The organism is Crenothrix polyspora (assembly GCF_900163755.1).
Classification (GTDB): Bacteria; Pseudomonadota; Gammaproteobacteria; order Methylococcales; family Methylomonadaceae; genus Crenothrix; species Crenothrix polyspora.
In genome coordinates this window covers 43,826-57,583 of the sequence record NZ_FUKI01000156.1, presented here as the reverse complement: position 1 = coordinate 57,583, position 13,758 = coordinate 43,826, and the positions used below count along the sequence as shown (strand labels likewise).

At 42.0% G+C, this 13,758-nt stretch carries 12 protein-coding genes; 5 read left to right on the top strand and 7 right to left on the bottom strand.

All coding sequences use genetic code 11. From position 1 onward, the window contains the following. Window positions 1-354: 354 nt before the first annotated feature. Window positions 355-1,428, bottom strand: coding sequence for a Wzz/FepE/Etk N-terminal domain-containing protein (locus CRENPOLYSF2_RS15820; RefSeq protein WP_087144916.1), 1,074 nt, complete (start codon window positions 1,426-1,428; stop codon window positions 355-357). 126 nt (window positions 1,429-1,554) lie between these two features. Between CRENPOLYSF2_RS15820 and CRENPOLYSF2_RS15815 the strand changes: the two genes are divergently transcribed. The 3 genes from CRENPOLYSF2_RS15815 (at window position 1,555) to CRENPOLYSF2_RS19055 (ending at window position 4,750) form a co-directional block, all read left to right on the top strand. Continuing rightward, entirely contained in the window at window positions 1,555-3,669 is a 2,115-nt protein-coding gene (locus tag CRENPOLYSF2_RS15815) for a RelA/SpoT family protein (RefSeq protein WP_087144915.1), read from the top strand. Between the two features lie 429 nt (window positions 3,670-4,098). After that, window positions 4,099-4,389: a nucleotidyltransferase family protein gene (locus tag CRENPOLYSF2_RS15810; RefSeq protein WP_087144914.1), complete on the top strand. Its 291-nt coding sequence runs from the start codon at window positions 4,099-4,101 to the stop codon at window positions 4,387-4,389. 148 nt (window positions 4,390-4,537) lie between these two features. Then, window positions 4,538-4,750: a HepT-like ribonuclease domain-containing protein gene (locus CRENPOLYSF2_RS19055; protein WP_217884130.1), complete on the top strand. Its 213-nt coding sequence runs from the start codon at window positions 4,538-4,540 to the stop codon at window positions 4,748-4,750. A 264-nt stretch (window positions 4,751-5,014) separates the two neighbouring features. Here CRENPOLYSF2_RS19055 and CRENPOLYSF2_RS15800 read toward each other — a convergent pair whose 3' ends face one another. Beyond that, window positions 5,015-5,482 carry a hypothetical protein gene (locus CRENPOLYSF2_RS15800; protein WP_087144913.1) on the bottom strand — a complete coding sequence of 156 codons (468 nt, stop codon included), beginning with the start codon at window positions 5,480-5,482 and terminating at the stop codon, window positions 5,015-5,017. 233 nt (window positions 5,483-5,715) lie between these two features. Then, a complete protein-coding gene (locus CRENPOLYSF2_RS15795; RefSeq protein WP_087144912.1) occupies window positions 5,716-6,702 on the bottom strand; it encodes a hypothetical protein in 987 nt (328 codons plus the stop codon). A 1,138-nt stretch (window positions 6,703-7,840) separates the two neighbouring features. Here CRENPOLYSF2_RS15795 and CRENPOLYSF2_RS15790 point away from each other — a divergent pair. Both CRENPOLYSF2_RS15790 and CRENPOLYSF2_RS15785 read left to right on the top strand, forming a co-directional pair. Further along, window positions 7,841-9,328 carry a mechanosensitive ion channel gene (locus tag CRENPOLYSF2_RS15790; RefSeq protein ID WP_087144911.1) on the top strand — a complete coding sequence of 496 codons (1,488 nt, stop codon included), beginning with the start codon at window positions 7,841-7,843 and terminating at the stop codon, window positions 9,326-9,328. Between the two features lie 82 nt (window positions 9,329-9,410). Then, entirely contained in the window at window positions 9,411-10,274 is an 864-nt protein-coding gene (locus tag CRENPOLYSF2_RS15785; RefSeq protein WP_087144910.1) for an OmpA family protein, read from the top strand. A gap of 172 nt (window positions 10,275-10,446) precedes the next feature. Here CRENPOLYSF2_RS15785 and CRENPOLYSF2_RS15780 read toward each other — a convergent pair whose 3' ends face one another. From CRENPOLYSF2_RS15780 to rho, 4 genes are all read right to left on the bottom strand, one after another. Further along, window positions 10,447-11,274, bottom strand: coding sequence for an undecaprenyl-diphosphate phosphatase (locus CRENPOLYSF2_RS15780; protein ID WP_087144909.1), 828 nt, complete (start codon window positions 11,272-11,274; stop codon window positions 10,447-10,449). A 92-nt stretch (window positions 11,275-11,366) separates the two neighbouring features. Continuing rightward, complete coding sequence (locus tag CRENPOLYSF2_RS15775) at window positions 11,367-11,786, bottom strand: hypothetical protein (protein WP_087144908.1); 420 nt, start codon at window positions 11,784-11,786, stop codon at window positions 11,367-11,369. Between the two features lie 96 nt (window positions 11,787-11,882). Continuing rightward, window positions 11,883-12,323, bottom strand: coding sequence for a hypothetical protein (locus tag CRENPOLYSF2_RS15770; protein WP_087144907.1), 441 nt, complete (start codon window positions 12,321-12,323; stop codon window positions 11,883-11,885). A gap of 127 nt (window positions 12,324-12,450) precedes the next feature. Then, window positions 12,451-13,707: a transcription termination factor Rho gene (gene rho, locus CRENPOLYSF2_RS15765; RefSeq protein WP_087144906.1), complete on the bottom strand. Its 1,257-nt coding sequence runs from the start codon at window positions 13,705-13,707 to the stop codon at window positions 12,451-12,453. Window positions 13,708-13,758: the final 51 nt, after the last annotated feature.

The window sequence follows — 13,758 nt, the reverse complement described above, 5'->3', positions numbered from 1 at the left end:
AAAAAAAGTGTAGTATTTGATAGCCAAAATACAAACTTAACCATAAAAAAAACGATAAACTTTAGCCGTTAGCTAAAAAACCAGCAGTACTACCTACAGCGTTTTCACAGTTCAATAGTTACAGCGTAACCGTTCGCACTGAGCTTGTCGAAGTGTGCCGCTCATGCTTCGACAAGCTCAGCACGAACGGTGGCTGTAATTATCCTAAGGAACGTGCATGAAATAACTTGAACGCCACCACCGTTCGTGCTGAGCCTGTCGAAGCATGAACTTGCTCAAGTTATTTCGTGCGCGTTCCTAAGTTGAAAACGCTGTATTTCAATATCAGTTGATATCCAGCATTTAAAAATAAGCCTACTTCACTGACACGTCTTTTTGATTTAAAATAATATTGTGTAAAAACTCCGCCACCAGCGCCGCAAAAACACCAGCAAGGCCTGCTAACACAACGGTAATCAGCAAAATCATTTTTTTACTGATACCCACGGGATCAGACGACCTCATTACCGGCACAATAGCCTTGGTATTACTCATATTCGCTAATTCATTTTTAAACTGATCTATATTATTTTGCAAATCACGTTGATCGCGCAAATTGTCTGACGCGCTTTTTTCAAGCTCATTGCGCTGCTGATTTAAATCAATCAATAAATTTCTTTCTAGGGTATCAATCAATTGCTGGTAACGCTGAATTTCACTGTCAATCAACAATACACTCATAGCACCTGTCGCACTATTGCTATTAACATGATCCCTGTTTTTAACAGCATCTGCCAAAATGCGTTTTTTTTCTGCTATTTGACTGCGTAACAATTCTGCTGTTTTTTCTAAACGCGCTATATTGGCCGCAATTAACGTGGCATTATCTTTGCTACTGGCAAATACATTCTCTGCATGAGCAATAGTAACCTGAAAATTTTTAATTTTTAAATTAATAATACGAGAATGATCCGAGATTAATTTTTTTACAACATTATCAATTAGCTCTTTATATATTTTTTCTTGATCTATCGAGCCGTTGGCATCCACAATAAGAATATCACTTTTTTTAGGCACTGATACATTCAATTTATAACGCCCACCATCCTCTGGTTGCTTTTCATAAAAATGTGCTAAAACAAAAGGTATATACGCGGATAAAATTTTATTCAGCGCGGTATCGGTAGATTCAATCAGCTCATTTTTACCACCACTAGACACAGTACCAATTTGTACCGTGGTGGAAAATGAATACGTTGCTGAGCGGGTTAATGCAAACAGAAAACCTACCATTGCAACTATCAGCGCCGTTATAAAAATTATTTTTTTACGCGCCCATAAAATACGTACAACATCATCAAAGTTTACCGTTTTTTGTTGCGCTCTGGAGGGGTAAATATAGTGTAACGAGGCATTGGGATTAGCCTCCTGTTTATTATCGTTATTCATTATTATTTAATTTATTTGCCATGGCTATGAAAAGGGAGCTACGAAAAAGCCCTCTTTTCTTATGTTATTGTAAGACTAGACTATCATGATTATTCTATCTTTTCGAATCATTCACACACTTGTTTAATGAAAAAAAGCCTAGCCCCAAAAACCGTACTTACCAGTCAATTCTCTACGGCTGATGCACAAATCATAGATCAAGCTGTAAAAATTATCGATTTAATTCCCGAAGATTTACACTATGATCGGCCACAAAGTATACAAGTTGCGCTTTTTTTACTGGATTTCAAAGTCGATTTAACCACGATACTGGCTACACTATTAAGCGATCCTCGTATTGTCAATATGAATCCGCCCATTAATATTGCCAAACACTTTGGTAATAAAGTAGCAACACTGGTTGAAAATGTACACTCACTTAATCGGTCGACTATTTATTCTACCGATATGGCCGAACAACCGAATCAAACGGAAATTCTAAGGCGAATGCTGTTGTCAATGACTCAGGATATTCGGGCGGTGCTTATTAAGTTGGCGTACCGAACGCTACGGTTGCGTAATTTATCGAAAGAGCCTACCGAAACTCAACTGTTTATCGCCCAGGAAACCCTGGATATTTACGCACCAATTACCAATCGTCTTGGTATACATCAGCTTAAATGGGAGCTGGAAGATTTAGCGTTTCGGTATTTAAATCCTCAAAGTTATCGCAGTATCGCTAAATCACTGGCCAATAACCGTGTACACCGTGAATTGTGTATTAATCACTTTATTGATCTATTGCACAGCACATTAGCACTAGAATCCATTCCGTGTCACATCAGTGGCCGCCCCAAACATATTTACAGTATCTGGCGAAAAATGCAGCTTAAAAAGCTGTCCATTGATGAGCTATTCGACTTATTGGCGGTACGCATTATTGTCAGTAATCTAACCGAGTGCTATACAGTATTGGGCGTTGTTCACAGCCTGTGGCAGTACATCCCTAAAGAATTTGACGACTATATTGCCAATCCCAAAAACAACGGTTATCAATCGCTGCATACCGTGATTTTAGATATGGAAGGTAATCGCATCGAAGTACAAATACGCACCCAGGCTATGCACGACTTTGCCGAATTAGGTGTAGCCGCGCATTGGTCGTATAAAGAAGGTGGCAAGCAAAATCCTGCGCTGGACAAAAATATTACCCAGTTACGTAAATTGTTGGAAGAAAATAATAACGAAACTTTAGCCGATAGTTTTAACAACGAGTTATTTAATGACCGTGTCTATGTTCTGTCGCCCAAAGGCAAATTGGTGGATTTGGTAAAAGGCGCAACACCCTTAGATTTTGCCTACGCCATCCACAGCGATATTGGTCATCGCTGCCGTGGTGCTAAAGTTAACGGGCGTATCGTGCCGCTTACCTATAAATTAAAATCAGGTGAGCGTGTTGAGGTGCTGACCGCTAAAAGTGGCGAGCCAAATCATAACTGGATCGATCCGCATCTGGGTTACTTAAAGTCGTCACGCGCTATTAGCAAGGTAAAAAGCTGGTTTAAAAATCAGCAGCAAAGCGATAATATGGCTACCGGCAAAAGCATTTTAGATAAAGAACTGCAACGTTTAGGATTAAAATCGGCCAATCTAAACGAGCTGGCGAAACATTTTCATCAACCCGACACGGATAAACTATTAGAAGCCATTGGCCGCAGTGACATCAATCATCGTCAACTGGCTGCTTTTTTTAAAATCCCTGAGCTGCAAGCCGCGCCACTGTCTTTAACAAAAAATAAGGCTGCCAGCACCTCCGCAAAGTCGCTGGTTGCTGTTGATGGTATCGACAATGTATTAAGTTCTTTTGCACTGTGCTGCAAGCCTGTACAGGGCAATGCCATCATTGGTTATATCTCGCATCACAAAGGCATTACCATACACCGGCAAGACTGTGACAATATTGTGCATCTTGCGCCAGAAAAGCAAGCGCAACTGATTCGAGTTGATTGGACGCTGCAAAAATCTAATTTTACCGTGCCTATTAGCATCAATGCGTTTAATGGCCAAAACCTGTTAAACCATGTTACACAGGTTTTATCACACGCTAAAATCCATATCGGTAGTGCTACGCTCAATACCCATGCCGATTTTTCCGCTACCTTGGAACTGACTATACAAGTGGGAAATATTAATCAATTAAGCCAAGTGTTGAGTAAAATAGCGCAGCTACCTCATATTATTGATGTAAAACGTAAAATATAGCGTGGCATCTTAAATCGCTGTCATTACGGCTAGACACAAATCTGACGTGCAACAAAGCGCATCGCTCGCTCTCAACTTGCAGTTCATGCTTCGACAGGCACAGCACGAACGGGAGTAAAATTTAAGTTGTTCAACTTATTTCATGCACGCGCCTAAGCGGTCGTTTGTTTGGCGGGTGTTGTTAATTACCACAGGTTAGTCACATACAGCGTTTTCAACTTAGGACAGTTACAGCCACCGTTCGTGCTGAGCTTGTCGAAGCACGAACGGCACACTTCGACAAGCTCAGTGCGAACGGTTACGCTGTAACTATTGAACTGTGAAAACGCTGTATTGGATTACAAAAAGCAGCAGCCCAACCGCGTCGATATAACCCAGTGATGCTTGTCATGCTATTATTTACAAAATCCACGTTACAGGTAGACCACTATGCGCCCCTCTTTAGCCTTGCAAATCCACCGCGATGCCATCCGTGCAATCGCCCTGAGCCATCGCGTCAACAACGTGCGGGTGTTCGGTTCTGTGTTACACGGCAATGACACCGATGACAGCGATCTGGATTTGCTGGTTGATCCCACGCCGGAAACCACGTTGATGGATATTGCCAAAATTCAGGTTAAGGTGGCACTCTTGCTCAATGTGACGGTGGATGTGTTGACCCCTAGAGCTTTACCCGAAAAATTTCGTAACCAAGTGCTAGAAGAAGCCCAGTCAATATGAGTAAAAAAGACCTTTTACGAATCCCCAATTATCTCGAACACATCGTTGAAGCTATTGAGCGAATTTATCATTACCTTGAAGATAGCTTGGAAATTGATTTTCTTGATGATAAAAGACTCAAGATGCAGTTGTCAGAAACTTCGAAGTCATCGGTGAAGCAGCGCATAATATAGAAACTTTTCACTCAATATTTGCGGAAACTAACGCCGAAGTGCCTTGGGAGTTCATGTATGCCATGCGTAATCGTATTGCACATGGCTATTTTAAAGTGGATTTTGAACTGGTTTGGAAAACTATCCATGAAGACTTACCTGAGCTGCATCAGCTAATCAGTCAGCTGCTAACGCAATATAAAGCATGATTCGTGAGCTTTACGCTAGTACTCAGTCAATTTTACTTTGTCGAGTACTATAAAATACTCCGTTCGTCCTGAGCTTGTCGAAGGACTTGTGGTTCATGGTTCGACAAGCTCACCACGAACGGTTTTTTAAAATTCACACTCGCCAAAATAAAATTGACTGATTACTAGCCCCACTTAGCGAAGGTATTGGTGTTAGGAAAATACATTAAACGGGAAGAGAGGCAAGAATTGCCTCTCTAAAAACGAAGCGTTACAACACAAACCCTACTGGTTTTGTGTCATGGTAATAGTCGTCTCAGTATGAGCGCCGCCCTTATCTTGGCAGTGCATTTCGGCAACATAGTTTTCTGAAAATCCCCAAGTGGCTGATGCCGGTCTGCTCACTGACACCGAATAAGAACCTTCACCGTTAGCAAAATTAATGGCTGGGCTGAACTTAGCATCGGTATTAACAGGGTCTGTACTTAATGTACTCGCACCGCCCTTAAAGCCTTGAATACTGATTTTTGATGCTACGGCTACTGCGCTTGTCTTAACGCGATAATACAGCTTAGTAGTACCAGCACCACAATCAACCTGATAAATATCTACAGCCGGTGCGGCAACAAAAACCTTCTTTGAACCTTTTTTTAGTTGTTTTGCTACTAACCCGCCCGACATACTGTGTGCCGAAGCCAAGCCTGTTACCGCCATTAAAGACACCGCCAACAACAGTTTAAATTTATTTTTCATTATTTTATCCTTCCGCCGTTAGTCATAACGGACACTATGTAACAATACGGGGATATTATTCCCCAGCCCATTTACGCTAGTTATTACGTCGTAAATCCATTCTTCAGTGTGTGTTAAAAAAAATCCAGAAAGCCTACTCACAGACTTTCTGGAATAGCAGTTACACCCAAAGTCTATCGCGTTAAAAAGACCTCCTTGTCTATATCACTGTCCTAATCTTTACAATTTAAAGCTTAAAAATTTGATTTACCCAATGGGAATGGTTTGCCATTGTCGACTGTCATGCTTGAAGACGGGCCAGGCATATTGGCGGCGGTTAAATAGGTGTCAAAATCTACGCCGAGCGGCTCAACAATCATATCAACCTGAACACCACCCGGGCAGGCCTTAATTTGCTCTGGTGTTACCCCTACGTTATTAACCACCATAGCGGGCCAAGAAGACTGTAGGTCTGTATCAGAAAAATTAGCACTACCGCCTTCAATATCTTTAAACCACGCATCATAACGGTTATTGTCGCCATTACCTTTTGGCATTGTGGTGTAATATTTACCGGGAGTTACATTAGTTTGTATACCATTATTAACACCAATCTGAATAACCTTGGGCACCAAACGATTGTATGCATCTCTGGGTGCCAGATAAGGACCTTTTATATCATTAACGGCATTTTTTTGCACATCACACCAATTAAGCGCCGCCATACGAATGGACAGCTTTCTAACGCAGTTATCGGTAATCATAGGTGCGGTAACTTTAAAAGTAGTTAAGGCATTTGATTTAGGGTTCATAGCACCTTGATACCAATGCAACGCATGAACGTTACCTAACGCATCGACAATTTCGTGCATTTTGCTATACGGTGACGTAAACCCGTCATAACCTGCCACACCTAAACTCAAAAAACCAGACCCTGGGCCGCCGGTGGCGGTATCGGGCAAAATACCGCCATTACCACCAATTGTTTTTGATAACTCAACGCCGGCAAGTGACAGCCTGCGCCAGACAACATTCTGACCGAACGGGAATAATCCGGTTTGCCCAATTACGGGGTATGTGTCAGTACCGGCATCGCCACCACAGCCGTGGCCAATATTAAACGCGTTATAGCTGGGTTTGCCTTCATCAACTTGGTCTCTAATAGAAGTATGTGCGTAAGCTTGGCTTGCAAACAAACCGACCAATGAACAAAGGGCTAATTTTTTTACTGTGTGCTTCATGTGTCCTCCTGAGGACGTTTTTATTTAAGGTTTTTTTAACGAACTTCATTTAAGCGCAGCCTCACTTACCAGTATTCTACAAAGCACAAACCATGCCACAAAAATACGCGTCTCTTAGCGTAAAAAAATACACGCTAAAATCACAACACATTGAATTTAAAATAAAAAAATACAAGCCCTGTGTAAATGTTTTTTCAGGTATCTTAGAAAACAGGCAAAAATTTTTGCACGTATTTTAAAAATAGGTCATATGCCGTATTTTTTTATATTTTAAAAAATAGAAATGACTACAAATCATTGCATTATAAAAATAAGGTTAAATGCCTTATTTTTAATGCGTTAAATAACATAGTTTAATTAATTTTACAGACGTACTAGTAAGATCAAAAAAAGAGTTTGATAGTGATGAGATTAACGGTATCAAGATCCGCTATCTTGAATATTTTTAGTTAGATCACATCCCGATTAAAGCTTTTTCTTTAAAAAAGGCTGTGCATTTGCGTTGATGGTTATGCCGTTAAATAGCAGTAAGCACTCACCTCCCCCTTTGAAAAAGGGGGAGAGCAAAGCGAGGGGTGAAGGGGGATTTATTTAAAAATCTTCCCTAACCCCTCCTTTTCAAAGAGAGGAACTGAATAATGACAAATAGCAAGCCAATTACGACAACTTGTTGATAAAAATCAACACATGAAAAACTATGATAATTGTAAGCAATCACTCATAAAAACCACTAAAATTTTGTAATTTTTCTTGACACTGCAATATTACTTAAGGGATACTTCAGAAATTACTTGAATAAACAGCATATTAGTCTATGGACGCAGAACCTATACGTTGTAGTTAAACGTATTGACGCTGAACGCTAATTTTTATGGAATCTATTATGTATAACTTACTAGACCACTGAACCAACGCGCAGGAAAGGTGTGCTAGTTCAGATTGACACGAATTATTAAGTACAACGAGATGAAACACGACAAGGACGTTCCAGCATTGAATTTTGTAAGTGGTTTTCCACAATCAGTGGCTGTAACGGGGCAGCGCCGGTCGGCTGCATGTAATAATTTTTTCAGAATGTTTTATAAAAACAACAATTCCGGAAATATTCTTTACTGATTTTACCAAACGGGGAATAACAATGAATGAAACAATGTTATCAAATATAGCAGGGGGCTTACCCAAGGGGGTAAGCGAATTACTACCTTCGATTTTATTGTCTATTGGCATATTTATTATTGGCTGGATTATTGCCTGTATAGCAAGCTCTTTGGCGCGTAAAGCACTGGGGGCTTTAAATAAGGGCACTAACCCAACCGGTGATTCATCGTCGGGGCTTGAAAACATTATCGCTAAAGGGGTTTTTTGGATTATTCTGTTTTTTACCGTCATCATTGCTCTTAACAACCTCAACACAGGACAATCCTCGGGCCCACTGAATGCCATACTGACACAAACAGGCAACTATTTGCCGAAATTGATTTCGGCGGGCGTTTTAGCCTTGGTTGCTTGGCTGATTGCAACAATTACCCGTGTTGTAGTAACCAAAGCGTTGTCTTCAACATCGTTGGATTCAAAATTTTTTGATGCCTCTACTACCAAGCCAAGCTTGGGAAAGACAGTTGCCAACTCATCACCTTTAAGCAAAAGTATTGGTAATTTATTGTTCTCGTTTGTGTTATTGCTTTTTATTCCAGGTATCTTGGGTGCATTGCAAATGGATGGTCTGCTGTTGCCTATCCAGGATATGGTGCAAAAAATGCTCAGCGCATTGCCCAATATTTTTGGCGCAGGCATTATCGGTGCTGTGGGTTGGTTTATTGCTAAAATCTTGCGTAATATTTCCACAACCCTGCTTGAAACAGCGGGCGCTAATAAATGGGGTACACGATTAGGTCTTCAATCAGGTACTTCGCTGTCTGCTATGGGCGGATTAGTTGTGTTTTTAATGGTTTTTATCCCTGCTTTGATTGCCGCTTTAAATACCTTAGGTATTGACGCTATTTCGCGGCCTGCAACAGAAATGTTACAAAAAATCCTCACAATTATCCCTAATTTATTCGCCGCTGCGGCTTTGCTAGGCATTACTTATTATGTGGGTAAATTTGCCGCCACCAGTGTCAGTTTATTGCTTAAAGGCATGGGTTTTGATGGTTTGCCTGCCAAATTAGGTTTTACATTTGCCAATCAAGCCACACCGCCATCAAGCTTGGTTTCTAAAGGCATTTTATTCTTCATGATGCTGTTTGCAACGGTTGAAGCAGCCAATATGCTGGGCTTTCACCAAATTAGTGATGTTGTAACCTTGTTTATACAATTTGGCGGGCAAGTATTACTGGGCGCGGTTATTTTTGCGGTAGGCTTCTGGATAGCGAATTTGGCAAAAAAAGCCATGTTAGCAGGTGGCTCAGACAATGCGGGCGCGGCTAGCTTAGTACGCTTCACCATTATCGGTTTGGTTACCGCAATGGGTCTGCGTGCAATGGGGCTTGCTGATGACATTGTCAATCTGGCATTTGGCTTAACACTGGGCGCTGTCGCCGTTGCCTTTGCTTTATCATTTGGCTTAGGTGGCCGCGAAGCAGCGGGTAAACAGATGGAGTATTGGTTGAGCAATCTGCGTAAGTAATTACGCCGCGCGTTCAATACAACAACTGGGCGCTAAAGCGCTCAGTTGTTTACATCCTTCACCTGTTTCAAGGAGAGCTATTATGCTGCCCCAAGATCAACCTGTCTTACTGCAAAAAAAATCCGATGACGACTGTTACGATACCCTAATAGGTATTCTACTGTCTTTTGCCATGCTAGCCGGTGTTTGGCATTACGCCGTTAAACCTAAGCCTACGCAACCTATTGCAAAATCACTGCATTTAAATACAGCCGCAGTAACCACACCACAAGCCTATGCCACAACAGCTACGGTAAAAACGCCGGCAGTAGTAATTAATAAACCGGTGATAGCCGCAATAGAAGCCCCAGCACCCGTGGTTTTAACTACTTTGCCTCAAACAGTACCGGCTATTAAAGCCACGCATGTTGTTTTGCAAACACCCACACCGGTAATTAAACCGGTTAAGCCCAAACCGGTTATTATAAATCCACCACCGATTGCAATACCCAAAGCGGTTGTGGTTAAACCAATAGCCCCAATAGCTCCGCCACCGCCTGTCATAGCGGCCAAACGAGCCGTGGTTGAACCGGTAGCCCCAACTCCTGCGCCACCGGTAATTGAACCCGTGGATACTAAAATTATCGTGCGCGAATCTATTGAGTTTGGCAATGGCAGCGCACGCTTACCGCCTGCATCTGCGCCACGCTTATTAGAAATTGTTGAGCTACTGAAGAATGATACCCGTCATTTAAAAATTGTCGGCCATACTGATAATATCGGTTATCCAAAGGACAATCACATCCTGTCTCTTAAACGCGCTAAAGCCGTGATGCGCTTTTTGGTCAATTCGGGTGTGCCTGCCGAGCATTTGACAGTAGAAGGTGCGGGGGCAGATACGCCCCTAGATGACAACGCTACCGAAGAGGGTCGTAAGCGTAATCGTCGTATTGAAATCAGCGAATAATAGAAAATAGAGCTAGCACTTAAGGTGGGACAGTTTCAGGTTAGGCTGTTCGTGGTGAGCTTGTCGAACCATGATCGGTTTAACCACCCACCCTTCGACAAGCTCAAAGCGAACGGTTAATCCTTGTACTGTGTCCCGTCTTATGTGGGTAGCGCTGAAAAGACGCAGGTAATTAATGCTGCCCCCAATCCACCCAGCCCATGTGCGCTGACACCAACACCAAAATACCAAACACAATCCGGTACCAGGCAAACACGGTAAAATCATGCTTGCTGATAAAATGGATTAAACCACGCACGGCAAAAAATGCACTGATAAAAGACACAATGCCGCCTACTGCAAACAAACCGATATCGTCAACACTGAACAAGTCGCGGTTTTTGTAGACATCGTAAAATGTGGCGGCAAACATAGTAGGAATAGCGAGGAAAAATGAGAACTCCGCTGCCGTTTTACGCGACAAACCAAAAAACAACCCACCAATAATAGTTGCTCCAGAGCGAGACGTGCCGGGAATCATGGCTAACGCCTGTGCAAAGCCGACTTTTAACGCATCCTTCCAGGTCATTTCATCCACTGTTTCCGCATGAAGTGTATGCTGGCGACGCTCCGCCCACAAAATAATCACCCCGCCAATAATTAACGCAGACGCGACCACGGTCGGATTAAACAAATAAAATTTAATTTGCTTTAAAAACAAAAAACCTAAAATTGCAGACGGTAAAAACGCAATAATCAAATTAAACGCTAATCGCTGTGATGTCGCTTCGGATTTTAAGCCCAGTACCGTATGCCATAAGCGCACACGATACTCCCACACCACAGCTAAAATCGCCGCAAACTGAATAGCAATTTCAAATATCTTACCTTTATCATCATTAAAACCCAGCAGTTGCCCTGCTAAGATGAGATGTCCGGTGGAAGATACGGGGAGAAATTCGGTTAAGCCTTCGACAACGCCCAGAATAAGGCCATGTAACAGCAGGGTAAAATCGGTCATGATTTGTGTTAGTCCCTTTAACAAAAAAGAAAAGCAGGGGGAAGGCTTGCTACGCACATCTGCGGTAACCTTCCCTAAAATTGATGTGTTTTTTAAAAATCAGCTTTAACGGGGCAAACTACCAGCTGGGGATCACCTACTTTTGTTTCTGCCGCTGCTGTCGCTTTAACCACATACGCAGTAACGGTATATGTTTTTCCACACGTTACCGGAATAGAATTTGCTAAAGAAAACACTGAAAAGGTATTACCTTGAGCTAACGGTGTTTTGTCGTTGTACCCTATGTGTACAGGTTTGCCATTTATTTTAAAAACCACCTTTTTAAGTGATGTTTTGCTGAGATAATCTTCACTAAGATGCATCGACAGGCCGCATTTACCTTGCACGGTATAATGCGATACTGAGCATTCCGCCATCACATCGTAAGTATCCGCAGCGGACGCTGTACCTGCAAAAGCAAACACTGCAACAAAAGCAGAGACAGTAAGGCTTGAGTTTAATAAACGATTCATGAGCTAACTCCAAAATTTCGATGAAAAAATCATCACACCAATCAGTGACGACTTTCTCAGAGTTTAACAAAAATTTTACGAATAAATACGAGCAGATTACAGAGCTTTATTAATAGAAGGGCATGCGATCACTTGTTTATTAAACACTTCCGGTGTAGCACTTCCGGTTATGTGAGCTTTTATATTGTAAGATTTACCACACGAAACAGCGATATTGTTGGCAGTAGAAAACGCGGCAAAAGAAGTCACATTATTTACTGTGTCATTATAGGCATTGTAAACAGGATACCATTTAGAATTAGGCACAAATTTACCATTTTTGTCCGTCACTTGAACAGAAAACACCACTTGCTTTATTGTTTTTACAGTCGTGGCAATATCATTCAGTCGAATAGTTAAACCGCATTTATTAGGAACATAATTGGGTAATGCACAATTCGCCGTTAAACCAAATGGATCTGCTAACGCAGTGCCTACCCCGGCAAAAGATAAAACAAAAACAGCGCTGGTGATAAATGAAGGTAACAAACGATTCATAAGCGAAATCTCCATGATGATTAAATGACAGTTACAATCAACCGCTTTAATAACGGTTGATCAGCAGTGTAAACCATCAGTTGCGTCTACGGTGTAGAGTTTAACAACTGATGCGGCCATCGTAAATCTAACGCTTCATAGAATCAAAAAATTCCGCGTTGGTTTTAAAATCTTTCAGTTTGCCCAGCAAAAATTCAGAAGCGGCGGTTTCGTCCATAGGTTGTAGAATTTTACGTAAAATCCAGGTTTTTTGCAGCGTGTCAGGATCAACCAGATATTCTTCGCGCCGTGTACCAGAACGATTAATGTTAATAGCAGGGTAAATGCGTTTTTCGGCAATCTTACGATCCAGGTGTAATTCCATATTGCCAGTGCCTTTAAATTCTTCGTAGATGACTTCGTCCATTCTGGAACCAGTATCCACCAAGGCCGTTGCAATAATGGTTAAGCTGCCACCTTCTTCAATATTACGGGCGGCACCAAAAAAGCGCTTGGGTTTTTCTAAGGCATTGGCATCGACACCACCGGTCAATATCTTGCCAGAAGACGGTACGACCGTGTTATAGGCTCTGGCCAATCGCGTGATCGAGTCTAACAAGATAACTACATCGTGTTTGTGTTCTACCAAACGACGGGCTTTTTCGATCACCATTTCTGCCACTTGCACATGGCGGGTGGCGGGCTCATCAAAGGTACTGGAAATTACCTCGCCGCGTACACAGCGTTCCATTTCGGTCACTTCTTCAGGACGCTCGTCGATTAATAACACAATCAGATAACATTCAGGATTTTGTTCAGCAATGGCTTGCGCCAAACTTTGCAAAATCATGGTTTTACCGGCTTTGGGCGGGGAGACTATCAAACCACGCTGGCCTTTGCCAATCGGGGCAATTAAGTCAATAATACGACCGGTTAAATCTTCTGTGGTGCCGTTGCCTTGTTCAAGCACAAAGCGTTCTTTGGCAAACAGCGGCGTTAAGTTGGAGAAAATGATTTTGTTCTTGGTGTTTTCGGGGGGTTCAAAATTGATCTGATCAACTTTGAGCATGGCAAAATAGCGCTCGTTGTCTTTGGGCGGTCTTATTTTTCCGGTGATGGTATCGCCGGTTTTTAAAGAAAAGCGCCTGATTTGACTGGGAGAAACATAGATGTCATCGGGGCCTGCGAGATAAGAGCAGCCTGGCGTTCGCAAAAATCCAAACCCATCTTGTAATATTTCCAGAACGCCGTCGCCGGAAATGTCATCACCCGCTTTAGCTTGTTTTTTGAGAATAGCGAAAATTAAATCTTGCTTGCGAGCGCGGGCTACGTTTTCCAGCCCTAAAGATTCGGCTATATCAATAACTTCACTTATTTGTTTTAGTTTTAATTCGGTAAGGTTCATATAAAAGGATAACTCGAAGAATAGCGCTACTGTGAATAACCAGCAGTAACG

What these genes read in the sequence shown, in the direction of transcription:
- CRENPOLYSF2_RS15820 (WP_087144916.1), bottom strand. Translation starts at nt 1,428, where the DNA reads ATGAATAACGATAATAAACAGGAGGCTAATCCCAATGCCTCGTTACAC.
- CRENPOLYSF2_RS15815 (WP_087144915.1), top strand. Translation starts at nt 1,555, where the DNA reads ATGAAAAAAAGCCTAGCCCCAAAAACCGTACTTACCAGTCAATTCTCT.
- CRENPOLYSF2_RS15810 (WP_087144914.1), top strand. Translation starts at nt 4,099, where the DNA reads ATGCGCCCCTCTTTAGCCTTGCAAATCCACCGCGATGCCATCCGTGCA.
- CRENPOLYSF2_RS15800 (WP_087144913.1), bottom strand. Translation starts at nt 5,482, where the DNA reads ATGAAAAATAAATTTAAACTGTTGTTGGCGGTGTCTTTAATGGCGGTA.
- CRENPOLYSF2_RS15795 (WP_087144912.1), bottom strand. Translation starts at nt 6,702, where the DNA reads ATGAAGCACACAGTAAAAAAATTAGCCCTTTGTTCATTGGTCGGTTTG.
- CRENPOLYSF2_RS15790 (WP_087144911.1), top strand. Translation starts at nt 7,841, where the DNA reads ATGAATGAAACAATGTTATCAAATATAGCAGGGGGCTTACCCAAGGGG.
- CRENPOLYSF2_RS15785 (WP_087144910.1), top strand. Translation starts at nt 9,411, where the DNA reads ATGCTGCCCCAAGATCAACCTGTCTTACTGCAAAAAAAATCCGATGAC.
- CRENPOLYSF2_RS15780 (WP_087144909.1), bottom strand. Translation starts at nt 11,274, where the DNA reads ATGACCGATTTTACCCTGCTGTTACATGGCCTTATTCTGGGCGTTGTC.
- CRENPOLYSF2_RS15775 (WP_087144908.1), bottom strand. Translation starts at nt 11,786, where the DNA reads ATGAATCGTTTATTAAACTCAAGCCTTACTGTCTCTGCTTTTGTTGCA.
- CRENPOLYSF2_RS15770 (WP_087144907.1), bottom strand. Translation starts at nt 12,323, where the DNA reads ATGAATCGTTTGTTACCTTCATTTATCACCAGCGCTGTTTTTGTTTTA.
- rho (WP_087144906.1), bottom strand. Translation starts at nt 13,707, where the DNA reads ATGAACCTTACCGAATTAAAACTAAAACAAATAAGTGAAGTTATTGAT.